The organism is Clostridium sp. UBA2485, assembly GCF_002341865.1.
GTDB lineage: Bacteria > Bacillota > Clostridia > Clostridiales > Clostridiaceae > Clostridium_J.
Genome location: NZ_DDOV01000123.1, coordinates 1 through 23431 on the forward strand (window position 1 = coordinate 1; position 23431 = coordinate 23431).

The window sequence follows — 23431 nt, forward strand, 5'->3', positions numbered from 1 at the left end:
CCTATCGAATATCATGCAAATTATATCACGAATATAAAATTTGCATGATATTCGATAGGATTGAAGCAACCCCAATTCCAATGCAAGTCCATGCAAGAGTATTTTTTCCTTGTGTTTTCTTTTTTCTTAATAAACCAAATATTATAAGAAAAGCTCCTAATACTATACCAATGATTGAAGTAATCAATAAGAATTGCTGGTTAAAAGATATATTGAAATAATTATCTAGATTACTCATGATACTTCCTCCTCATAAAGATTTAATATAAATCATTGTTTACAATATTTTTTATGGCTATTGCGGCAAAAAACAACCCAACAGCACCTAATACTAATGAAATTGGTATTATAGAAATTAATCCTCCAGTACCTGCTTGTGTATTAACCACTATGCTAACAATGAAAAGAGATGAAATAATGGTTGCAATAGTGGATTTTTGTATCATTCCGATATATAGAGGTAACATTCCCAATAAAGTCGCTGTAATTGTTGTTATTCCAAGATTAAAAACGTCTTTGGGAGCAATCCCATAACTAACAAAATTTAATACTTTACTCACTCCAAATATACAGATGTTTTGAAAGAATTCCGAAAGGACAATAGAAACAAATGTCACTAGCAATATCAACATTAGTTTAGTGGCTATCAATTTTTTTCGGTTAATAGGATAAGTAAAAAGCAATGACATTGTTTTACTTCTAAATTCTTCAACGATAATCCTTGCTATTAGAACAGCTTCCCATACCAAAAAAGTAGCTTTGATTAACATACTGCTAATGCTTATTGTGTCCAATTCAAAAGAGGGTAAATTGGTTTGCGGAATTTGCCCAATTGAAAGCATATACGTCATAAACACACTTAAAAATAGAATGACTATATTAGCAATTATTACGCTAAAAACGTGACTTTTTAGGTTAAATCTTTTTAGTTCTAGCTCTATTAAACTTACCATTATTTCTCTACCCCCTTTAATAGCTTCAAATAGTACTCCTCTAAATCAATATTTTTTGCTCTAATATCATTCATTGATAATTCTTCCACAATAATGCCATTGTTGATAATGCCGATAGTATGTGCAATTTTCTCCATCTCGCTTAAAATATGGCTTGATATTAAAATTGTAGTTCCTTGTTCTTTATTAATTTTAATAAGGAGTTCTCTGATGTCTGATATACCTTTAGGGTCAAGTCCGTTGATTGGTTCATCCAATATTAGAATTTCTGGATTTGTCAATATTGCTCTAGCGATGGCAAGCCTTTGTTTCATCCCTAGTGAAAATTTTTTTACCTTTTTATCACCTGTATTTGATACTCCAGCCATTTGTAAAGAATTTTCAATATTTGCCTTATAATTAATTCCCATATAGTCACAATGGAGTTCCAAATTTTGTCTTGCTGTTAGGTTTTGATAAAAAACAGGAATTTCAATAATATTGCCAATTCTGGAGAAAACCTTGTTACTGCTGTCTAGCTCCTGCTGGCCCAGCAAATTGATTGTGCCGGAGGTAGGCTTTAGTATGTGAAATAATACTTTCATAAAAGTGGTTTTACCTGCTCCGTTTGCTCCTAAAAATCCGTAAATTTCACCTTTTTTAACTTTCATATTCACATTTGATAATATGAATTGGTTATCAATTACTTTACATAAATCATGCACTTCTATTGCATAGTCCAAAACAGCACCTCCTATTCAAAAATTTCTTCTATCATATTGTCAAGCATAAAATTAAATACTTCAAAGTGATCATAAATAAGCTGCTCTTTACGCATATTTATAGATAAAAGTGTGTCAAAAACTGTTAAAGCCTTTTTTTCTTCAACTTTAAGAGTTAGGTTAGATTTCTTAATAATTGCGTGTATGTTATTTAAAGAATTAAGTTGATGCTTATCTAGCCATTCTTTTGGGACTTTATTTATAAATGCTATAAAATCTGGATTATCAAAATCAAAGATAAGGTTTCCTTTGTCATATTCCAAATATAATAACTTTAATGCTTTTGCAAAATCGTATTTTGTTGGTGTTCCAGCCAAGGTTTCTTCAAATATTAAAAGCAATCGTTTTTGGATAACATCAATAACATCGCAAAATAATTCCTCTTTTGAACGGTAAAACAGATAAAAAGCACCCTTGGATATTCCTACTTTTGTACAGAGTTCATCAAGATTAGTTTTTTTATAGCCAAATTTAGCCCAACTTTTTTCGCATTCTGCAATTAATTTTTCTCGTATATTCTCTTTTTCAGTTTCAGTAAAACTTTTAGCCATGATAATACCTCCCTTTAAATCACTGTATGACTGAATAAATATTTTTGGTCATACAGTGATGATAAATTGTAATATTGAATTTGTCAAGAGAATATATAATTTTGTTTATCTATTAAAAAATACTTATGAAAATAACAATAGGAAGAAAAAAGTAGGTACCCCTTAACAAAGTTATTGCTAATTCTGGATATGAAAGCGAGGAAAATTATTCATATTTACAAGAAAATAAATACAAACCATTTATAAAGCCACAAACATATGAAAAATGAAAGAAAAAAGTTTTAAGGAAGATATATAAATAAGAGAAACATGGAGGATGACTCTTAGAGCATCTTTATTAAAGTGCGCCTAAAATTAAAAAAATCTATATAACACGATAATTATTTTCATTATCTATAGAAATTTCTCATTTAAATTAAAAGAAGCTGTCGCTCTTGACTAAATTTTAGTCATTTTGCAACAGCCTCTTTGCCTTAGGCATCTAAATTATTTTGTGTGTTCTTTTACTAATTGATATAATATTCTTGCCCCTGCACCAGTTGCACCAGTTGTTGTATAATCTAGTGACTTATTAGTCCATGAAGAACCTGCTATATCAAGATGTAACCAAGGTTTATCTTCAACAAACTCCCCTATAAATAATCCTGCTGTTATAGTACCAGCACCACGGCCACCAGTATTCTTAAGATCAGCATTCTCTGCTTTTATAAGTTCTTTATATTCATCAAAAGCAGGTAATCTACAAATCTTCTCTCCTGTTACCTCTGAAGCTTTATCGAGCATTGAGTAAAACTCATCATTATTTGAAATAACACCAGTTGCAACACCTCCTAATGCAACTATAACAGCTCCTGTTAATGTTGCTATATCAACAACTTTAGAAACTTTTTCATTTCTTATAATATATGTTACCGCATCAGCTAATGTCAGTCTTCCTTCAGCATCTGTATTTAAAACTTCAATAGTCTTTCCTGCCATTGATCCTATTATATCACCTGGTTTATAACTTCCTCCAGAAATACAATTTTCACAAGAAGCTACTACAGCTACTACATTAACTTTTAATTTCATTTTAGCTATAGTGTGCATAGCACCTATAACAGCACCTGCACCACCCATATCTGATTTCATAGTATCCATACTTGCTGATGGTTTTAATGAATATCCACCAGTATCATAAGTCAATCCTTTACCTACAAGACCTAGTATATTATCTTGATTTTCACTATCTCCCATATATCTCATAACAATAAGCACAGATTCCTTGTCTGAACCTTTTCCTACTGTCAAGAATGAAGTCATTCCTAATCTTTCAACTTCCTCTTCACTATAAACTTCAACTTCAAAGCCTGCTTTTTTACCTATTTCAACTGTTCTATTAGCAAGCTCTCTTGGAAATAAAACATTTGCCGGTTCGTTTACTAATTGTCTAGTAATTATATTTCCTTCTCCTAAAGAAATGCCTTCGTTTATTATGTCCTCATATGAATCTAAGTTACAAGCCAATATATTTACTGTTTCAAGTTCTACTGGTTTCTTTTCACTCTTATATGTGTCAAATCTGTAGGTTGACATTACCGAAACTTCTGTTATTGCCTTAATAGCATCACCCATAGAATCAGTTTCTTTAAGTGCACCTACATGTATATCCACTGACTTAGCTTTTAATTTTATAGCTTCTTTAATAGCCTTTCCTGTGACTTTTCTTAACTTCTCTATTTGAAAACTTTCTTTTTTACCTAATCCTGCTAATATTAGCTTAGTTGGAGCCTCTTTTCTTAGAAGATTTAAAACTAAAATTTCTCCATTTGTACCTTTAAAATCTTCAACCTCTAAAACGTGAGCAATTGAATTTTTTATAACATCATCAGATAAGTTTTTGCCAACTTCTTTCATACCTTCAAATATAAATATAGCTTTTACATCGGATAACTCATTAAAATTTTTAAAATCATATGCTTTTATATTCATTCTATTATCCCCCTTCATAAATCAATACGGATAATTAGTATCAATTGATTTTCTTTATTATTTAGATTTTATCCATATAAAATCTTATTGTCAACTACATTATATCAGAAAATTCTTTAATTTATAATAAATACTATTTTCCTTAAAGATAAAATTATTAAAAAGTAAAATTATTACTAAACATTGTTATTGACTTTTATATTTAGTTATTTAAAGTAAAATAACTAGTCAAATGTATTATCATACTTACTAGTTATCTTTCCTATAATCTCTTATTATTTTATAACTTGTGGTTCTGAAAAGCCTCTACCAAAAACTTCTTTAATATCTGTTATTGTTAAAAATGCTTTATCATCTATTTCTTTTACTATTCTTTGTAATTCTACTATTTCATTTTTATCGCAGACAACAAATAGTATTTTTTTATTTTCTTTAGTATACATTCCTGTACCGTTTAGACCTGTAACTCCCCTATTTAACTCTTTCATTAAAGCTACTGCAATTTCATCAGCTTTATCAGAAATAATATGTACTGATTTCGAAGCATTACCACCACTTATTATATTATCTACTACTGTGGATATAATATATATAGCTATTAATGCATACATTCCCTTTTGTACGCCAAATACTACTATTCCTAAAATAATTATACATGTATCTATAAGTCCCATGACTTTAGCTAAAGACACACTTGGAAACACATGTTTTATAATTGTTGCTGCAAGGTCTGTTCCTCCTGTGCTAGCAGATGCCTTTAATACTAGCCCTATTCCTGCTCCTAATATAATAGCCCCAAATATACTTACTAATATTAATTCTACATTTATAACTGGTAAAAACTCTGTATACCATAACGCAAAGGATAAGTATAATGAAGCAAATATAGCTTTACCCCCAAAGGACTTTCCTTTTAATTTTATCCCTAATATAAATAGTGGAATATTAACAACTATATTTGTTATCCAAAGTGGAATTCCATATCCAATTATTTTAGATGTAATATATTCTAAAACTATGGCAAGTCCTGAAATTCCTCCTATAACTAATTGATTAGGTTTAAAAAACATATTTATAGCTGAAGCTAACAGAGTTGTTCCTAATATTATCATAAAATATTTCATTAGTTCTTCTTTTTTGAAAACCTTTTCCATCATCATTCCCTCCTTTGTATCAATAAACACTCATATGTTATAACATATTTAATATTAGTTGTAAACAAGCTATTAATGTATTGTAAATAAACTATTTATGGAAATATAATTCTTATAATATAATGATATAATATAGGATTTACATCGTAAGCTAATTTAATTATATTTAAAATAATTAATCAGTATTTCTAGTGATTTTATTTAAAATACCTAGTATATTCTTCCTTAATTATAGAACTTAATAGTTACTTTAATTCATTTTTAAATTTAAATTATAATTATTTTTAAAGCTTATAACTATAATTTGTGTTATCATATTATTGGCTTCTTAAAATTTTATAATAATGTAATATTTTAGAGCTAATATTTGTTTAGTAATAGTGAAAACTAATAATATAGTTAACACAAATGAAGTTAAGATTATATAACCGTAACTCTAACCTAATTTTCTTTATAATTATAACTTTAAGGAGAGTATGATGGAATTTTATAGTATTTTTAAAGATATTTTTAATTTTATATTTTTAATTAATATAGTTTTTGCTGTTATAGTAATCCTTTTTGAAAGAAGGAATCCTGCAAGTACTTGGACATGGATTATGATTATGTATTTTATTCCCATTTTGGGATTCGTACTCTATTTATTTGTAGGTCAAGACTTAAGAAAGCAAAAATTTTTCTATTATAAAAAAGAAGAAGAAGATAATTTACTTTCTATTACTAAAGATCAGAAAAACATATTAAAAAATGATTATATAGTAAAAAATAATGAACTATTATCTGAATATCATGATTTTATTAGGTTAAATCTAAGTACAGATAATGCTATTTTTACAAGCAATAATGACATCCAGCTTTTAAACAATGGCGATGAAAAATTTCCTAAGCTTATAGAGTGTCTTAAAAACGCTAAAAATTTTATACACATGGAATATTATATATTTAAAAATGATGATATTGGAAATGAGATATTAAATGTATTGGTAGAGAAGGCTAAAGAAGGTATTGAAGTTAAACTTTTATATGATGGAATGGGATGTTTAAGACTTCCTAAAAATTTCTTTCAACCCCTTGTAAAAGCTGGTGGTGAAATTAGCTGCTTTTTCCCACCTTTTATACCTTATATAAATTTAAGAGTAAATTACAGAAATCATAGAAAAATTTGTACTATAGATGGAATTCATGGTTTTATTGGTGGCCTTAATATAGGAGATGAATATTTAGGCCGTTCTAAAAAATTTGGATTTTGGAGAGATATGCATCTTTATATAACTGGAGATGCTGTAGATTCTTTGGAAATGAGATTTTTACTTGATTGGAGATTTGCTGCAAAAGAAGATATAACAATGGGACCTAAGTATTTCCCTATAAAAGGACAAATAGGTAATAAATGTGCTCAAATTATTTCTAGTGGTCCAGATTCTCAATGGGGTGCTATAAGAAATGCTTATTTAAAAATGATTAATAGAGCTGAAAAAAATATTTATATAGAAACGCCGTATTTAGTTCCAGATGATAGTATATTAACAGCACTAAAAATAGCTGCACTATCTGGTATTGATGTAAGAATTATAATACCTGCTAAACCTGATCATATGTTTGTTTATTGGGCTAGTAAATCTTACGTATGGGACTTAATTGAAGCAGGTGTAAAATGTTATACATATAATACTGGATTTATCCATAGTAAAATGATAGCAGTAGATGGAAGAATGTGTAGTATTGGAACTGCTAATTGGGATATACGAAGTTTTAACTTAAACTTTGAAGTAAATGCTATAATATATGATGAAGATACTACTAAAGATGTAGAAGATTCCTTTTTAAATGATATTAAAAGCTCAACCTTTCTAACTGAAGAGCATATGAAAAAAAGGAGCTTAATAGTACGAATTAAGGAGGCTGTATCAAGACTTTTATCACCAATGCTATAGGGATACAGTGTGAAGACTTAAAATATACTGTGGAAAATAAACTTTCTATAAGAATAGCTTAATTCCTTGAAGATTAAGAATTAATAGTTAAGAATGAAGAATTGATGATGAAATTTACTAAGAGTGAATTTCTAAAATAAAATTAATTTTAAAAAACTCCAAAGGCTTTAGCCGTGGAGTTTTAACTATAATTCTTCATTTTTCATTCTTAATTTTTAATTTATAGAAAAGAATTTTTGTTATGGAAATTAGAATAACGTATAAATTAAATTTTTATTGTGGAACCCTATAATATACTGCATATCAGTTGCCTCTTACTTATTATTAATTTTAATTATAAAGTTATTTCTGTTGCATAAATTATACCATTGATGGTACAAAGACTAATAAAGTTAATGCTGTATCTATTAGTAATCCTATAGAAAAGGAAATCATCATAACATTATCTAAATCTTTTTTATACATTTCATATGCTAAAGCATAGCTAAAGAAGCTTATTATTATACAAATCATTGCTCCTATAAATTTCGATGCAATTACATCTGGAATTGCATAATGATATTGAGTATATACTACAGAAATGATGCTCATAATTTTTATGATTGTAGTTATAATCCCACTACCTATAAATAATTTAAGTCTCTTACTAGTACTAATACTATAATCAAAAAAGCTTATTATTCCTACTAGTACTAATGAAGGTATTATCCATCTTAATCCATATACAAATATATACGCTAATGCATATAAAGAACCTTGCAACATTGCAGTAAATGCCATACCATACTCTGAATTTCTAGGAACATTATTAACTTCTTTAAACTCATCATTCATGGAAGCTAAATTAACATTATATTGATCTTGTCCAGAAAAACTTATGAATGCCATTATATCCTCATTTATAGAAGGATATATACAAAGATTTCTAAGTCTTGTTGCATAATCAAAAAACTTAACTTCTCCATCATCAATAACATAATCCACTATATTTTCTTGAATATCTTTTTTACCAAAAACTCTTTCTGTAGTGGCTAAGAACCTAGCACCTTCTTCTGAATAAATACCTACATTATCATGAACATTCTTGTTATTATTAACTTTTAATTCTTTTAAAGTTACTTCATCTCCCTTTAAATCAAACTGAATTACTCTAGTACCCATAAATTCACCTTTATATTTTTGTTCTATTAATATATATCCATATTTATCATCCTGTGAACAAGCTAGGTTACTATAAGATAGATTGTCTATTCTTTCTATTGTTATTATGTCCCTTATCTCTTGAAACTTATTATCTTTTATATATACTGCCTTAAAATCCCTTTCATCTTGTAATAAACTTATAAAGTAGCCATCTTTATTTTTTACTGCTGAAATCATATCTGCTTTTTTAGTATTAATAGAAGTTTTATAAGAGGTTTCCGTATTTATTAGTTCCAGCCTGTCATTATAGCTTATTAATAACAAGTTATCTTCTAATTGACACATGGAATTTACATTAGTTATTCTTCGCTCATCAATTTTGTTAAAATCTTTATCTAAAACTAAAGTACCTATATAACCTATTGAATTTTCCGTAGATCTGAAGTTAAATAAATATCCATCTTTAGTTTTAACAAGTGTAGTATCCATTATAAAGTCTTCATTTACATTATAGCTTTTCTCATTTAATTTTTTTCCTACTCTATCCGTTGCAACTAAGCATAGTTGATCTTTATTTTCATACCCTACTATAATTTTATCATCATCTTTAATCAGAACTGGATTGTTTTTAATATCTCCCTTACCTATTTGCACTTCCTTGCTCCATCTATCAGATGGTGGATTTTTATAAAGATTTACATTAATAACATACTGAAATATTAATATAGATATTAACATAATCCCTATTATTATAGAATAAATTTTCTTAGTATTTTTCATTAAGCTGTCCCCCTACCCCATAAATTTAAAACCTTTGATATATTTTGTTTAATTAATTATTCTTGGCTTCTCCTTTCGTATTCAATTGTAACAAAAGTACTGTTAGACTACTTTGCAGTCTAAGTACAAATATGTAGTAGATATGAATGCAAAATATAGCTTACTTAGTTATTAAATACAATTTGAAATTTAATTATAAGAATATTATAACAATTTTTCATAAATATTCTATTCCAAATCTAATATTATACAATCTATTAAAGATATTATTTCTCTACGTAATTACATATATTTACCATTTAATACTTGCAATCTTGAAAAGCATATTTCAATTTATTAAAATTTATTTCTACTGTTTTTAATCTCATTAATTCTTTAATTTTATATTCCTTAAAAAAACAGAACTATTTTCTTCTAATCTTTCTACATCTATAATTTTCTTTTCTAATAATTTTACTTTTATATTTGCAGTCTCTTATAAAATCTAATTCACAATACATACTATTTCTTTCACCAACATTCAATTATGTGCTATTATATACTTATCTAGATTTTAACAGTAAAATATTTATTATATCAATAATAAAATTAATGGTTTTTAAACCCAAATCATGTGCTTAATATAAAATCTACAGCAGTTTATTTAAGGCATATTCAAGAAATAACTAGTCAGTATGTTCATATATTTTGTATCATACTGCGTCGTCAGAGCTCTATAATAGTATACTATCATGAATACCTATCTTCTTGTCTGATGCAAAATATATGTCCCATCTTTAACTAGTTATTTTATTTCATATGTCTAATTCTAATACTTAGATGAAAGAGTGATTATTTATGGATAAAACTGGTAAGGTCATTAATATTGATGGTAATAAAGTTTATCTAGTTACAAAAGGCAAAGAGTTTGTTACTGTAAGACGAAACAATGTAAAGCCTGTTATTGGGCAACTTTATACTGGCAGTGTAATTAAAAAACCTACTTTCTTCTCATATTTAATTCCTGGAATAATATTTATCTTCTTAATTGCAGGTATCATATATATTTTTAATGCTTTTTCTGTTAAAACATCTTTAGTTGCAGATATGAATTGTACTGTTAAAATAGATGTTAATAATAACAATAAGATAGTAAAAGCATCTGCTACAGATTCTAATGGATTTAAATTAACTAATAGCGTAAATATTGTGGGAAATTCCCTAAATGATGGATTAATGATGTTATTTGATGAGGCTATTAACCAAAAGCAATTAAAGATACCGGATGGATTTCATATGGGTGAAGTAAAAATATATGTAACTAAAAATAAAAAGAATAATATTTTGGATCTAGAAAAGTTTATAAAATATGCTGATGAGAAAAAATATATTATAAATGTAAATAATAATAATAATAAATTTTAATAAAATAAAAGGTTTTGACTAAAAGTCAAAACCTTTTATTTTACAAATCTAGGTATTTCAAATTGCAATTTAGCATTTGGTATATTATCTAATATATTTTTAATTCTACCTACCTGTTTATAAGCCCAAGCTATATCTGTTGCATACTGATGCCAAGGACTGGCAAAATTTTCTACATTCCATTTCATTTTATATAGTGTATCTTGGTCTGGCTCTCTGGATGATGATTCTGACCTATGTATATAATTTTCAGCTATCCATTTTGCTCCACCTTCAACAGCTTTTTCAGGAGTCATCCATCCTTCTTCATAGGCTCTTTTAGCTCCTCCATTTATAGGATCACTATCGAATGCGCCTATACCAAATAAATTGTACACTTTAACAGTCTTTCCATCTGGAGCTTTATAATCCACACCAGTAGCAAGTTTAGAAGTTCCATTTCCTGTTTCTAAAATTGAGTGTGCCACTAAATAAGCTTGGCTTACATTATACTTCTTTGCAGCACTATCGAAAGCTTTTCCTAATCCATTTAAAATACCTTTTCCTTTAAGCTGAACATCTAAATCATTAGCAGTTATGCCTTCCATATAGTTCAACTTTAAAAATTGGTACATACCATAATCACTTACTGAAAATCTTTCTGCATCAGCAAATTGCTTAACACTTATACGGCTTGCACTTGTATTAAACGGTGCCCAACGGTTATATATTGGACGTTGATTCATCTGCTTGTCCACAAATTGATCTAAGGTAAATCCATAATCTTTGTAAGTTACTGTTCCCTTACTTGTGTTTACTGTACTATTTGGTGCTTTAACCGTAGTAAAATCTGTAACTGCACCTGAAATAAGTTTAACTCCATTTTCGCTAACTAGAGAATCTTTCACCATAATGCTATAAGTTTCATTATACTTATAACCACCAGATGGCGGATTTACTCTAATTGTTTTATTAGTAGCATCATAACTAAAAGTTACAGCTGGACGCTCACTATTAGCTGTTATGACTATAATATTATCAGATAGATTATTTATCATATTGCTGCTCAATCTATCATTAAGATATATCGTCCAAACTTTATTAATAGGTTGATCAATCTTATGTTCTATTTCTAAAATTGAAGCCTTAGCAATGTTAATATTTAACAAAAATATAAATATCATAGTCATAACTATAGTACCTAAGCTACGCCAAAGTTTTTTCATATGATTTCTCCTCCCCCCTAGTTTAAAAATTTTTAAAAATTAAAATAAGCTTTATAATATTTTACATATATTATAAAACTTATTTTAAATTATACATGAAATTCCATACCTTTTATATAATTATTTTCCCTTTTTAATAAATTTTCTCATATTCTCCTATAATAAATTTGTATTTTAAGCGAGTTAATATAGATTTTATAATCATAAACGTGACGAGAATACCCGTAACTTCAGTCATAGGATGAATCGTCAACGTATGTTATAATCTTAAAAAGGAAGGTGAAAAGATGAAATTAAACTTTAAATATTATCCTAAATTAGATCAAGAACAATTAAAAATTATAGAAGAAATAATTTCATTAAAGATTATATTCATAAATCAAGTAAAAAGATAATAAGTTTAGCTATAGCTAATAGATGTCATACTGTTGCTATAGGTGATTTTAGTGGAATTAAACAAGAAAACACTGCTAAAAACTTTGTTCAAATACCTCAAGAACAATTAGTACATAAGGTTAAATATAAAGCTAAATTATTAGGAATAACAGTTAATATATAAAATGAAAGTTATACAAGTGGTTGTAGTGCTTTAGATTTAGAGCCAATAGATAAAAAGCACTATAATAAATCAAGAAGAATTCAGCATGGATTATTTAAATCAAATGGAGGTATATTAATTAATGCTGATATAAATGGAAGCTATAATATTTTAAGAAAGTATTTAAAATATACTCCAAAGTCTTTAGATAAGATAATGGATTTTTGAACAATCCAATACGTTTAAGGGTGGCTTAATTATAAGCGGAAACTTAAATATCAAACAACGTATAAAGAATCTCGCCACTTTAGTGGTGAGAGGTTCAAAGTATATAATAATTAATAATGTTGATATTTAAAGGAAGGTGTAATATGACTGGCCATATTAGTGAAGAAATAAGACTAAATAAATATATTAGCGAAAGTGGATTTTGTTCTAGAAGAGAGGCAGATAGACTAATCGAAAAAGGCTTCGTATATATAAATGATAAAAAAGCAGAAATAGGCTCAAAAGTAACTTCTGAAGATATAGTTAAAATTAATAATAAAATAATTAAGCCTAAAAAGAAACAAGTTTATATTGCTTTCAATAAACCTGTAGGAATTACTTGCACTACTGAAAGACATATAAAAGGAAATATAATAGACTATATTAACTATCCTGAAAGAATATTTCACATAGGAAGATTAGACAAACCTTCTCAAGGATTAATATTCTTAACTAATGATGGAGATATAGTAAATAAAATTTTAAGAGCAGGAAACAATCATGAAAAAGAATATATAGTTACTGTTGACAAGCCCATTACCAATGACTTCATTCATAAAATGAGCAGTGGAGTGCCTATATTAGATACAATAACAAAAAAATGTAAAGTTAAAAAAGAAAGCAAATATGTCTTTAGAATAATATTAACTCAAGGTTTAAATAGACAAATCAGAAGAATGTGCCAATATTTAGGATATAACGTTACTAAATTAGAAAGAATTCGAATCATGAACGTGACCGTTGATAATATACCTATTGGTAATTGGAGATATTTGACGAAAGAAGAAATGAATACTATAAATCAGCTTGTAGAAAGCTCAGTAAAAACAGAAGAAGCGTCTATAAAAATTAATAAGTAATTTCTAATTTTATAAATTAGCCATACAGCTTCTTTTCATAATTTCCTATAATAAAAAGCATGGAGCGCATGTTAAATAGAGTAAGAAAGATATAGGATAGTTAGTATAATAAACTACTAAACTCTATATCTTTTTTTATATGGTACACATATTAAATAGAGAAAAATAAATAAGAATAGTTTGTATAGTATATAAGGTATAGAAAAAGATAAGTATGAAGAAGGTGAACAGAAGATGAGAGTACAAGAAGTAAAGTTAGATACTAACCAAAGAAGATATTTATTAGTTGATAATAACAGACTACCAGTAATTCCTGTAGCAAGATATTTAAAATATATAGACAATAGCGAAAAGAGTTTTAACACTCAAAAGACTTACTGCTACTCCTTAAAACTATATTTTGAATATCTACAAGAAATAGATGTAGATTATAGGAGCGTTAATATAAATATAATATCTGACTTTGTAGGATGGCTTAGAAATCCTTCTGAAAGCAATAAGGTAGTTAATTTAAAACCAACCAAAGCAAAAAGAACTGAAAGAACGGTAAATCTAACTATAACGGTTGTAACTAACTTTTATGATTATTTATATAGAACAGAAGAAATAAACAATGATATGATTGATAAACTTATGAAGCAAGTATTTACAGGTGGTAATAAGCATTACAAGGACTTTTTATATCATGTAAATAAAGATAAACCTACAAGCAAGAATATATTGAAAATAAAAGAACCAAGACGTAAAGTTAAAGTTCTAACAAAAGAAGAAATGCAAAAAGTCTATAATGCTACTACTAATATTAGAGATGAATTTTTAATAAAGTTATTGTTTGAAACAGGACTCCGAATAGGCGAAGCCTTATCTTTATTTATAGAGGATATTATATTTGACCACAATAAAGGTCACAGGGTTAAATTAGTTGATAGAGGGGAACTTCCTAACGGAGCAAGACTAAAAACATGGGAAAGAGAAATATATGTATCACAAGAATTAATAGATTTATTTGATGATTATGCTTACGATATTTTAGATGAATTAGAAATTGATACTAACTTTGTGTTTGTAAAACTAAGAGGGAAAAATAAAGGTCAGCCTTTATAATATCAAGATGTTAGTGATTTATTTAAAAGACTTAAAAAGAAAACTGGAATATATGTTCACGCTCATCTTTTAAGGCATACTCATGCTACTATTTATTATCAAAATAATAAGAATATAAAAGAAGTACAAGAGCGTTTGGGACACTCACATATACAAACTACTATAAATATGTATCTACACCCTTCTGATGAAGATATAAGAGCCAGTTGGGAAATAGCACAACCATTATTTCAGATAAGTAAAGGAGATACTAATGGCAAATAATATAGTGAACATTGTTACACATGATACAGCAATTAAACCCAAAGACAAAATAACTGAAACTTTATCTAAATATATTGAAAAAACAATAAATGAAGATAAATCAGTAACATATATAGAAATATCAACAACCTATTTTTTAGAAAATGATAAAAATAATCCTAAAATTAGAGAAGAAATTAAAAAATATATAAAAAAAGATTAATTGCTAATAACAAATTTTCTTGGAGTACAGCACAGAGGATTTTCTCTATTATACCACCATTTATAAATTATATATGTGAATTAGAACCTACTTGGAATGATTTAAATAGATTAGAAAGACAACATATATTAAAATATATAGAATGGCTAAATAAGTATGCTAAAGAAAAGTTAACTCAAAAAAATGCTAAACCTAAGCAATTTATTGCAATGTCATTGTCATGTATTCAAACGTTTTTATCAGATATTCAAATCAGAGAATATGATATTGCTCCTATAAAAAATGTTAGAGTTTTAATATTTCCAGAAGATAAACCTAAAGTGCCTAAAAAATCTGATGCCCAAATAGATTATGTTCCAGAGTTTATGTTAGAGCAATTATTTGATAACATAAATAATCTCCATAAAGAAGTTGTGCCAGTAGTTTATACAATGTTTAAAACAGGACTTAGAATATCCGATGTTTTAGAATTAAAACAAGATTGCTTAGTTAAATTAAATAATAAGTTTTGGATAGAAACAGACATAGAAAAAACTTATGTAGAAGGTCATAGAATACCTATAGATGATGAACTTGCTAATATGTTAGCAGTTTTAATTGAAAATACTAAGAAATACAGTAATGAAGATAATAATCCAGAGAACTATATTTTTGTAAGATATAAAGGTTCTCGAAAATGTAAACCGTATGCTCAAAGATGGGTTCAACAAAGTCTAAATTTATTAGCAATAGATTATAACATAACTGATGAAGTTGGTAATAGATATCATTTTAAAGATCACTCTTTCAGACATACTTATGCCCTCAAAATGTTAAATGGTGGTGCTGATATACTTACAGTTCAAGAATTATTGGCTCACGCTTCGCCCGAAATGACAATGAGATATGCTAAATTACTTGATGATACTAAAAGAAAAGTATTCGATAACGCAATAAAACAAGGTATCTTTAGTTTTGATGAAAGTGATAAGTTAAAAGAAGAAAATGATGGTGAAATACCATCTGATATATTAGATATGCTATATACAAATCATAAATTAAATACTCTTGATACTCCATATGGTACTTGTATGCAAAGAAAAAATGGTAAATGTAGTTATGCTAAACAGCCACCTTGCTTAACTTGTAATAACGGAAGTCCTTGTAAGGACTTATGTGTCGGAGCATTTGAAGGTGATACAATTAAGTACGAAATATTAATAAGTTCAACTAAAACTATGATTGAAAATGCTAAAATGTATAACAGAACTGAAATGGTAAATGAGAATGAAGAATTATTAAAATTATACGAAAATATTTATTCTAAAATATCTCAAGGAAGTATGATTTACAGTAGGCTAGATAAGCTAAAGAAGCAGGTCAATTAAATTGAACAACTATAACCGTACAGAGCATTTAAAAGAATTGCATAGTAAACGTAAGGCTATAACCCAAGAAAAGGTAGATAAAGCAATACAAAGACTTATAAAGGTTCAAAAGCCTATTAACTTTAATAGTGTCGCAAGTGAAAGTGGAATTACTAAAAAAACTTTATACGATAATAAAAATATTAGGGAGCGTATTGAAACACTTAGACACCAGCAGTCGCAAGTACCCACTCCATCACAAATTAAAAGAGAGATGAATGATAATAATAAAGATGCTATTATAGCCAGTTTAAAAAGAAAAATCAAAAGACTTGAAGAAGAAAATAAAGAACTTAAAGAACAACTCAAAGTTAATTATGCTGAGATATATAAACAATTATAAATCGTTGAAAATTATGGTACAATTAAATATATAAATTAAGTTACAATTTCACTAAATTGAGCTTCATAAATTAGAATTTGGAGGTTAATTATGAAAAAATGGTATGATGAGGAGTACGAATTTGAAATTGAGGTAACTGGGTTTCTTCGCAGTGACCATACAGAGCGGTACTGCCGAAACGGCGAGGAAGTCGGGGATAAGTATACCTGCACCTATGGCTGTCCCATAAATGCGGATGGACAGGGTATCTGTTCCAAGGTCATGATGATTATGTTCCCAATCATGGAGTCGGTCAGAAGTGGCGGAGATTTAGAGAACATTGGCGGCAATGGCAAATATAGCAAGGACATTGTATGCCCAGATGGCTGCGTCATGTTCAGGCTGACGGCAAAGAAACTTGACAATGAGAATTTTTATAAGGGGAAGTTTTTTGATTAGTTTTGATTTTTATTATGCTCAGTTTGAAGATAAGCCGAAATATATAAATTTCAGTTTGTAGTTGAGTTTATATTCACTATTAAAAGAATAATTTTTACATATTATAAATTTAGTGAGTAGATTTAATATATTATGAAATAAAGTCCAGCAAAAATTTTGCTGGACTTTATTAATATTAAATACTACACATATATAGTATGTAAAACCTAAGTTTTTTTAAGATTTTTTAAATTTTACTCTTGATAACATACGCTCCATGCTTTTTTAATCCACAGTATTAACATGTCCACTGTGGATAACTTGTTAATTTACTGTTGAAAACTATTTTACTTCATCAGCAAATAAAGTTTTAAATTGATCATCAATTATATCTTTTGTTTCTTTAACTTCTTTTAAGCTTGGCTCAAATTCGTCTGAAATATTTAATATTATTTCATAAACTGTAGTAGGAGCTTTATCATCTCCATAAACAACTACATAATCTTTCTCTGATTTATCCCCATTTGCATTTCTATAATATGGATAAACTTTTGCTTTTGCTACTTCTATTTTATTATCTTCCATTGCTTTATCAACTATAGCTTTTGCTTTTTCTTGATACTTAGTTACATCTTCTTCTTTCATTATTTTTATAGTGTCAACCTCTGAATAGCTATAATCTTTTTCTGCTATTGCATTTAATAATGATTCAAAGCTTTCATGTTTAACCTCTTCTGTTTTTGTTTCTTCTTTAGTAACTTCTTTACTTGTTTCAGTTGTTGCCTTACTTCCACAAGCTGTTAGTGAGAATGTCATCATTCCAGCTAAAATAATAGATAATACTTTTTTCATAATTATTTCCTCCTAAAAACAATCAGCTATTTAGCCATCTGCTATTTAGCCATAAAAATTAATATTAGTTTAAAATATTTAGTATTTTAATAAGAAATATTTGGTATTTTAATAAAGCATTATAGTCCCTTATTTTTGACATTTTTAACCTTAGTGATCACCATGGATAATTATATCACTTTATTAATTTTTTGCAAATGCTTTAAATAATATTAATATTTAGATTTAGTTAATTAATTAACACTAATAAGTTATCAACAATCAATATACAGCTTCTAAGATATTTCTATTTAAAATTCTAAAAATTTATCAAGATTCTGTGGATAAGTTTTTACTTATACACATTGTCCACATTTTGCATGTTGATAATTTGTGGAATTGATGTTAATAGTCTAATAAAAAAGTGTTTATTTGAAAAATATAATATTATCAAAATATTTTTTAAAATTATTTTACTTTTATTATATTATTTTATCAATATTATTAACATTATCCACATAATTGTGAATAATTTGGGGATAAGTTGCATATACTAATTTTTATATTTTTTATATAATTCTTCTTTTACCATAAACTCTGTTAATTAATTTACAATCTTTTAATAATTGCTAAGATTTTAAATATTCCATTATTTCTCAATTCATGATATAATTTAAATTGCAAACAGAACCATGAGCTTTTAATAAAAATTTTAAGTAAGGGGCTGGTATGATGAAGAATAATATAATTTATGTGAATTTTCAGACTAAAACTAGATATAAGCTTAAACCTAAAATAACTTTAAGCCTAGTTATTTTTCATCTAAAAAATATCTTTAGAACAAAAAATAAAGAAATCCCACCAAAAGTACAAATATATGATTTTAGGAATTTATTATAGTACGCAAAGGCGTACTTTTTTCTATATATTATAAATTGATTATGTATTTAGTTAATGATATATTATAGTTTAATTAAATTTTAATTTAGGAGGAATAATATGAGAATTGGTCTTGGATATGATGTACATAAATTAGTTGAAAATAGAAAGCTAATTATTGGTGGTGTAGAAATCCCTTATGAAAAAGGATTGTTAGGACATTCTGATGCAGATGTTTTAATACATGCTATAATGGATAGTCTATTGGGTGCTTCTTCACTAGGTGATATAGGTAAGCATTTTCCTGATACTGATCCTAAATACAAAGGAATTTCAAGTATAACATTATTAGAGTGTGTTGGTAAGCTCTTAAAGGATAACAATTTTGAAATAAGTAATATAGATTCAACTATAATTGCTCAAAAGCCTAAGATGGCACCTCATATATCTACTATGGTAAAAAACATAGCTAATGCTTTAAATATAGAAGAGAATAAAATAAATGTAAAAGCTACTACAGAAGAAGGTTTAGGTTTTACAGGTAGTGGTGAAGGAATATCTTCTCAAAGTATTTGTCTTTTATTAGAGAGCTCAAAAGAAAAGCGTGACTAAACATCACGCTTTTTCCACTGAAAATTGAAATATAAAAACTGTATTCCCAAACCTCATTTCATTCTTATAATATATTTTTGTACTTCAAATACCTTATAGAATTTACTTTCACCTTTAAATTAGACTATATCATTATCTTATTCTTGCTCAGGTTTATTTTCTTCTCCTTCAACTAATTCAGTAGGCTCTAAAAAAGTAACTGCTAATCTTATAAAAGTTCTTATATCATCATCACTTAATATATTATCAAATTTTAAAATATCTAATTGTTCCTTAATAAAGTTAAAAGCTTGGTTCTCTTTAACATTATTAGGGGAATCTTTAAAATTATCTTCTACATATTTTACTCCTTCCATAATTAGCTTTAAATTTTTTTTAGTTTCTTTATCAGCAAATCCTAAGCTTTGGAGCATTATCAATATAGTATAAATATTTTCAAACGCTTTTTCTTTTGGTTCTATATTATTCTTTTTAAATATTAATACTATACCTGTAATTCCGAGCACTATAGTAATAATAATTAAAACTTGTACCAAAACTCCACTCATAAGAACATCCCCTTCCAAAATATACTTTAATACCTTTATATTCTTAAAGTGGAAATATTGATACATATACATGATATTGATATTTATATAATTATTTTCAAATATTCCGTTTCATATAAATTATTTGTATTAGATATACATTAGTATTTTTTCTATATCAATGAAAATATACTTTAAAGGAATCAAGAATTTAACGAAGAATATAACTCATAAATAACTCCAAATTAGATATAAGCTTGAAAGGATTTTAGTATATGAGAAATTTATTTTTAACTGGTGAAATGGGTATAGGGAAATCTACTATATTAAAAAAGCTAATTGAAAAAATCAACACTTCTATAGGAGGATATATTACAGAAAAAATTATAGATAACCATACTGTTAAGTTTAACTTAGTTTCTTTATATGATGGTAATGAGGAATATACCATATCAAAAATGTCTTTAAATGATCACCTCAATGATGCTGAGATTTTTTTATCTTCTTTTAACGAAGGTGGCTTTAGTATATTAGAAAAAAGCTTCTATAAAAGAAATGTAATTATTATGGATGGGCTGGGCTTCATGGAGGCTAAAGCTTATAAGTTTCAAGATATTGTATTTAAACTATTAGATAGTACTACTACAGTTATTGGAGTTTTAGAAAAGAGAGATTGTGAGTTTTTAAATAATATAAGAAGTAGAAATGATGTTATTATAATAGAAGTTAATAAAGAAAATAGAGATATTCTCCTAGAAGAATTAATACCTATATTAGCTAATTTTGAAGTACCGCTTAAGAAAAAAGATGCTTTCTATTGGAGTGAGGAATTAATTCAATTCTATGATGAAGCTATTAACTATAAAAAGTGTGAATATATAAAAATCATTGTAGATGAGATAAAAAATTATGTACCTAATTTTAAAAATAAAACTCTCTTAGATATAGGTTCAGGTATTGGTACATTTTCTATTCCCCTTTCTAAAGACGTTAAGCATATAACTGCTGTAGATTCTTCCTTCAATATGTTAAACTTTTTTAAAAGGAAAGCAAAGTCAAAGAAAATATATAATATTGATTTTATATTATCACCTTTTGAAAATGCTAAAATAAAGCCTCACGATATTACATTAAGTATTCATGGTGGCGGTGCAACCTCTAAAGAAAGCTTATTAAGATTTTATGATTTAATTATTGATTATGGTTTTATTGTAATTCCAACTAAGTCTAATTTTAATGCTGAAATATTTTATAAAATGATTAATAGATCTACACGGAAATTTAACATCAATGACACCTTAGAGAATTTACAATTGCTTAACTGTAAATATGAGCATAAAGAATTAACCTATGACTTCCCTCAATTTTTTAAAAACTATGATGATGCCTTAAAGTTTTTTAAAGAGCACTTTAGAGTAAAAAATGAATTGGAAATATCTATACTTAAAGAATTTATAGATAAATATATTTATAAATATGAAGATGGATATCTATTTGATAATATAAAGACCTCTTCATTTATTGTAATAAAAAAACCGTGACATCACAGTCACGGTTTTTTATTATTCGCCTAAAGCAGCTTTTAAATCTTCTTCTACAGTTGATATTGGGGCTATATTAAATTTTTCTATTAATACATTCAGTACATTTGGAGACACAAATGCTGGTAGTGATGGTCCAAGCTTAATGTTCTTAATTCCTATTGATAACAATGTTAATAAAATACATACCGCTTTTTGCTCATACCATGAAAGTATCATTGATAATGGTAAATCATTCACTCCACATTCAAAGGCTTCTGCTAAAGCTAATGCAATTTTAATTGCTGAATATGCATCGTTACATTGGCCTACATCTAATAGTCTTGGAAGACCTGCAACTGTTCCTAAATCTAATTTATTAAATCTATATTTACCACAAGCTAATGTTAATATTACTGTATCATTTGGAGCTTTTTCTGCAAAGTCAGTGTAGTAATTTCTTCCTGGTTTAGCTCCATCACATCCGCCTACTAAGAAGAAGTGTCTTATAGCACCTGATTTAACAGCATTAATTATAGCATCTGCATGATTTAATGTAGCTTCATGCCCAAATCCTACTAATATTTTCTTTTCTGTCTCATCTTCACTCCATCCGCCTAGTGCTAAAGCTTTTTCAATAGCTAGAGTAAAATCTTTAATTCCATTTGTTTCTTCTATATGTGCAACATTTGGCCAACCTACTACACTTGTAGTAAATATTCTATCACTATAAGTTTCTCTTGGTTTTTGTATACAGTTTGTTGTCATTACGACACAACCTGGAATATTGTCAAACTCTTTTTGCTGATCTTGCCATGCTCCACCATAATTTCCTACTAAGTGCTTATACTTTTTAAGTTCTGGATAAGCGTGACATGGTAACATTTCTCCATGAGTGTATATATTTATTCCTTTTCCTTCTGTTTGCTCTAATAGTTGTTTTAAATCTGTTAAGTCGTGTCCTGAAACTATTATAAATGGACCTTTTTTCTTTGTAATTAATACTTCTGTTGGCTCAGGAACTCCATAGAATCCTCTATTTGTATTACTTAATAATTCCATAACTATTAAGTTAACTTGTCCTAATTCCATCGCTAAATCGAATAACTCTCCAATTCCATTCTCTAATTTAGTTATTCCTGCTAAAGCTTTATAGAAAAAGTTATTAACCCTTTCATCAGACTTTCCTAAAACATTTGCTTGATGTGAATAAGCTGCTATACCTTTTAGTCCATATACTATTAACTCTCTTAATGAACGAATATCCTCATTTGATGACCCATCATTCATTACTCCATGTTTCATTCCTTCATTAACCATATCATCAACAGTTTTTGGTGAAATGTACATAGCTATACCGTTTCCAACCATTACACCGACTTTATTCTCTAATGCTCTTTTAAGCTCTTCTGATTTATTTATATATTTAACAAATCTCTCCTCATCAAAGTTAACATTTGTTAATGTGGAAAATAGCCCATCCATCATAAACTCATTTATTTCATCTTCAATTTTAATATTTTTTTCAATTAGCTTTTCTCCATATAATCCTATACCCTTTAATTGATGAATTAATAAATCTTGTAGTGCTGCAACCCTAGGATTTTTACCACAAACTCCTACTTTAGAGCAACCCTTTCCTCCAGCTGTCTGCTCGCATTGATAACAAAACATTGACATTTCTTTTTCCCCCTCTGCCTTTGATTTAAATATATTTTTAATCACTTCAAACATTTTTATTTAACTCCTTCAATAAATAGAAATATTTTTTACTTCAATTTATCTAAACAATATTTTCTGTTTAT

At 27.5% G+C, this 23431-nt stretch carries 21 protein-coding genes and 1 pseudogene; 11 read left to right on the forward strand and 11 right to left on the reverse strand.

Annotated features, from left to right (window positions below; genetic code table 11):
- Nucleotides 1-25: 25 nt before the first annotated feature.
- The 6 genes from B3603_RS22755 to B3603_RS22780 all read right to left on the reverse strand — a co-directional run bounded on the left by B3603_RS22755 (nucleotide 26) and on the right by B3603_RS22780 (nucleotide 5390).
- On the reverse strand, nucleotides 26-238 hold the full coding sequence (locus B3603_RS22755; RefSeq protein WP_291569129.1) for a hypothetical protein: 213 nt from the start codon (nucleotides 236-238) through the stop codon (nucleotides 26-28).
- Between the two features lie 22 nt (nucleotides 239-260).
- A complete protein-coding gene (locus tag B3603_RS22760; protein ID WP_291569130.1) occupies nucleotides 261-953 on the reverse strand; it encodes an ABC transporter permease in 693 nt (230 codons plus the stop codon).
- Nucleotides 953-1675 (reverse strand): ATP-binding cassette domain-containing protein, encoded by a 723-nt coding sequence (locus B3603_RS22765; protein ID WP_291569131.1) that lies wholly within the window; start codon nucleotides 1673-1675, stop codon nucleotides 953-955. Before B3603_RS22765 ends, B3603_RS22760 begins: the two co-directional genes overlap by 1 nt.
- Before the next feature lie 11 nt (nucleotides 1676-1686).
- The gene (locus B3603_RS22770) at nucleotides 1687-2265 is read right to left on the reverse strand and encodes a TetR/AcrR family transcriptional regulator (protein ID WP_291569132.1); all 579 of its coding nucleotides are present in this window, start codon (nucleotides 2263-2265) and stop codon (nucleotides 1687-1689) included.
- Between the two features lie 486 nt (nucleotides 2266-2751).
- Nucleotides 2752-4236 (reverse strand): leucyl aminopeptidase, encoded by a 1485-nt coding sequence (locus B3603_RS22775; protein ID WP_291569133.1) that lies wholly within the window; start codon nucleotides 4234-4236, stop codon nucleotides 2752-2754.
- A gap of 275 nt (nucleotides 4237-4511) precedes the next feature.
- Nucleotides 4512-5390 carry a YitT family protein gene (locus tag B3603_RS22780; RefSeq protein WP_291569134.1) on the reverse strand — a complete coding sequence of 293 codons (879 nt, stop codon included), beginning with the start codon at nucleotides 5388-5390 and terminating at the stop codon, nucleotides 4512-4514.
- 479 nt (nucleotides 5391-5869) lie between these two features.
- On the opposite strand from B3603_RS22780, the gene cls reads away from it, so the two are divergent.
- Entirely contained in the window at nucleotides 5870-7324 is a 1455-nt protein-coding gene (cls, locus tag B3603_RS22785) for a cardiolipin synthase (protein WP_291569135.1), read from the forward strand.
- A 360-nt stretch (nucleotides 7325-7684) separates the two neighbouring features.
- On the opposite strand, the gene B3603_RS22790 is transcribed toward cls, so the two are convergent.
- Entirely contained in the window at nucleotides 7685-9247 is a 1563-nt protein-coding gene (locus tag B3603_RS22790; protein WP_291569136.1) for a hypothetical protein, read from the reverse strand.
- 837 nt (nucleotides 9248-10084) lie between these two features.
- Between B3603_RS22790 and B3603_RS22795 the strand changes: the two genes are divergently transcribed.
- Entirely contained in the window at nucleotides 10085-10651 is a 567-nt protein-coding gene (locus tag B3603_RS22795; RefSeq protein WP_291569137.1) for a hypothetical protein, read from the forward strand.
- Nucleotides 10652-10686: 35 nt separating this feature from the next.
- On the opposite strand, the gene B3603_RS22800 is transcribed toward B3603_RS22795, so the two are convergent.
- Nucleotides 10687-11856 (reverse strand): N-acetylglucosaminidase, encoded by a 1170-nt coding sequence (locus tag B3603_RS22800; protein ID WP_291569138.1) that lies wholly within the window; start codon nucleotides 11854-11856, stop codon nucleotides 10687-10689.
- A 406-nt stretch (nucleotides 11857-12262) separates the two neighbouring features.
- Here B3603_RS22800 and B3603_RS22805 point away from each other — a divergent pair, with 406 nt between their 5' ends.
- From B3603_RS22805 to B3603_RS22835, 7 genes and pseudogenes are all read left to right on the forward strand, one after another.
- Nucleotides 12263-12415: a hypothetical protein gene (locus B3603_RS22805; RefSeq protein ID WP_291569154.1), complete on the forward strand. Its 153-nt coding sequence runs from the start codon at nucleotides 12263-12265 to the stop codon at nucleotides 12413-12415.
- Between the two features lie 350 nt (nucleotides 12416-12765).
- Entirely contained in the window at nucleotides 12766-13521 is a 756-nt protein-coding gene (gene rluF, locus B3603_RS22810; RefSeq protein WP_291569139.1) for a 23S rRNA pseudouridine(2604) synthase RluF, read from the forward strand.
- A gap of 234 nt (nucleotides 13522-13755) precedes the next feature.
- Nucleotides 13756-14889: pseudogene (locus tag B3603_RS22815) on the forward strand (tyrosine-type recombinase/integrase).
- Nucleotides 14879-15091 carry a hypothetical protein gene (locus tag B3603_RS22820; RefSeq protein ID WP_291569140.1) on the forward strand — a complete coding sequence of 71 codons (213 nt, stop codon included), beginning with the start codon at nucleotides 14879-14881 and terminating at the stop codon, nucleotides 15089-15091. Before B3603_RS22815 ends, B3603_RS22820 begins: the two are co-directional and overlap by 11 nt.
- Nucleotides 15092-15300: 209 nt before the next feature.
- A complete protein-coding gene (locus tag B3603_RS22825; protein ID WP_291569141.1) occupies nucleotides 15301-16458 on the forward strand; it encodes a tyrosine-type recombinase/integrase in 1158 nt (385 codons plus the stop codon).
- Between the two features lies 1 nt (nucleotide 16459).
- Entirely contained in the window at nucleotides 16460-16840 is a 381-nt protein-coding gene (locus B3603_RS22830) for a DUF6262 family protein (RefSeq protein WP_291569142.1), read from the forward strand.
- Nucleotides 16841-16930: 90 nt separating this feature from the next.
- Nucleotides 16931-17278 (forward strand): TIGR04076 family protein, encoded by a 348-nt coding sequence (locus B3603_RS22835; protein WP_041173129.1) that lies wholly within the window; start codon nucleotides 16931-16933, stop codon nucleotides 17276-17278.
- 321 nt (nucleotides 17279-17599) lie between these two features.
- On the opposite strand, the gene B3603_RS22840 is transcribed toward B3603_RS22835, so the two are convergent.
- Nucleotides 17600-18109, reverse strand: coding sequence for a hypothetical protein (locus tag B3603_RS22840; protein WP_291569143.1), 510 nt, complete (start codon nucleotides 18107-18109; stop codon nucleotides 17600-17602).
- A gap of 978 nt (nucleotides 18110-19087) precedes the next feature.
- On the opposite strand from B3603_RS22840, the gene ispF reads away from it, so the two are divergent.
- Nucleotides 19088-19579 (forward strand): 2-C-methyl-D-erythritol 2,4-cyclodiphosphate synthase, encoded by a 492-nt coding sequence (gene ispF, locus B3603_RS22845; protein ID WP_291569144.1) that lies wholly within the window; start codon nucleotides 19088-19090, stop codon nucleotides 19577-19579.
- 137 nt (nucleotides 19580-19716) lie between these two features.
- Here the strand turns inward: ispF and B3603_RS22850 are convergent, their stop codons facing one another.
- On the reverse strand, nucleotides 19717-20127 hold the full coding sequence (locus B3603_RS22850; RefSeq protein WP_291569145.1) for a hypothetical protein: 411 nt from the start codon (nucleotides 20125-20127) through the stop codon (nucleotides 19717-19719).
- A 254-nt stretch (nucleotides 20128-20381) separates the two neighbouring features.
- Between B3603_RS22850 and B3603_RS22855 the strand changes: the two genes are divergently transcribed.
- Nucleotides 20382-21647: a nucleoside-triphosphatase gene (locus tag B3603_RS22855; protein WP_291569146.1), complete on the forward strand. Its 1266-nt coding sequence runs from the start codon at nucleotides 20382-20384 to the stop codon at nucleotides 21645-21647.
- A 21-nt stretch (nucleotides 21648-21668) separates the two neighbouring features.
- Here B3603_RS22855 and hcp read toward each other — a convergent pair whose 3' ends face one another.
- Nucleotides 21669-23360 (reverse strand): hydroxylamine reductase, encoded by a 1692-nt coding sequence (gene hcp, locus B3603_RS22860; protein ID WP_291569147.1) that lies wholly within the window; start codon nucleotides 23358-23360, stop codon nucleotides 21669-21671.
- Between the last annotated feature and the right edge of the window lie 71 nt (nucleotides 23361-23431).

Bases quoted from the DNA above. Each gene is read 5' to 3' on its own strand.
- B3603_RS22820 (WP_291569140.1), top strand. From the start codon at position 14,879: ATGGCAAATAATATAGTGAACATTGTTACACATGATACAGCAATTAAA.
- hcp (WP_291569147.1), bottom strand. From the start codon at position 23,360: ATGTTTGAAGTGATTAAAAATATATTTAAATCAAAGGCAGAGGGGGAA.
- B3603_RS22795 (WP_291569137.1), top strand. From the start codon at position 10,085: ATGGATAAAACTGGTAAGGTCATTAATATTGATGGTAATAAAGTTTAT.
- B3603_RS22840 (WP_291569143.1), bottom strand. From the start codon at position 18,109: ATGAAAAAAGTATTATCTATTATTTTAGCTGGAATGATGACATTCTCA.
- B3603_RS22775 (WP_291569133.1), bottom strand. From the start codon at position 4,236: ATGAATATAAAAGCATATGATTTTAAAAATTTTAATGAGTTATCCGAT.
- rluF (WP_291569139.1), top strand. From the start codon at position 12,766: ATGACTGGCCATATTAGTGAAGAAATAAGACTAAATAAATATATTAGC.
- B3603_RS22825 (WP_291569141.1), top strand. From the start codon at position 15,301: ATGTCATTGTCATGTATTCAAACGTTTTTATCAGATATTCAAATCAGA.
- ispF (WP_291569144.1), top strand. From the start codon at position 19,088: ATGAGAATTGGTCTTGGATATGATGTACATAAATTAGTTGAAAATAGA.
- cls (WP_291569135.1), top strand. From the start codon at position 5,870: ATGGAATTTTATAGTATTTTTAAAGATATTTTTAATTTTATATTTTTA.
- B3603_RS22855 (WP_291569146.1), top strand. From the start codon at position 20,382: ATGAGAAATTTATTTTTAACTGGTGAAATGGGTATAGGGAAATCTACT.
- B3603_RS22780 (WP_291569134.1), bottom strand. From the start codon at position 5,390: ATGGAAAAGGTTTTCAAAAAAGAAGAACTAATGAAATATTTTATGATA.
- B3603_RS22790 (WP_291569136.1), bottom strand. From the start codon at position 9,247: ATGAAAAATACTAAGAAAATTTATTCTATAATAATAGGGATTATGTTA.
- B3603_RS22850 (WP_291569145.1), bottom strand. From the start codon at position 20,127: ATGAGTGGAGTTTTGGTACAAGTTTTAATTATTATTACTATAGTGCTC.
- B3603_RS22770 (WP_291569132.1), bottom strand. From the start codon at position 2,265: ATGGCTAAAAGTTTTACTGAAACTGAAAAAGAGAATATACGAGAAAAA.
- B3603_RS22800 (WP_291569138.1), bottom strand. From the start codon at position 11,856: ATGAAAAAACTTTGGCGTAGCTTAGGTACTATAGTTATGACTATGATA.
- B3603_RS22760 (WP_291569130.1), bottom strand. From the start codon at position 953: ATGGTAAGTTTAATAGAGCTAGAACTAAAAAGATTTAACCTAAAAAGT.
- B3603_RS22835 (WP_041173129.1), top strand. From the start codon at position 16,931: ATGAAAAAATGGTATGATGAGGAGTACGAATTTGAAATTGAGGTAACT.
- B3603_RS22755 (WP_291569129.1), bottom strand. From the start codon at position 238: ATGAGTAATCTAGATAATTATTTCAATATATCTTTTAACCAGCAATTC.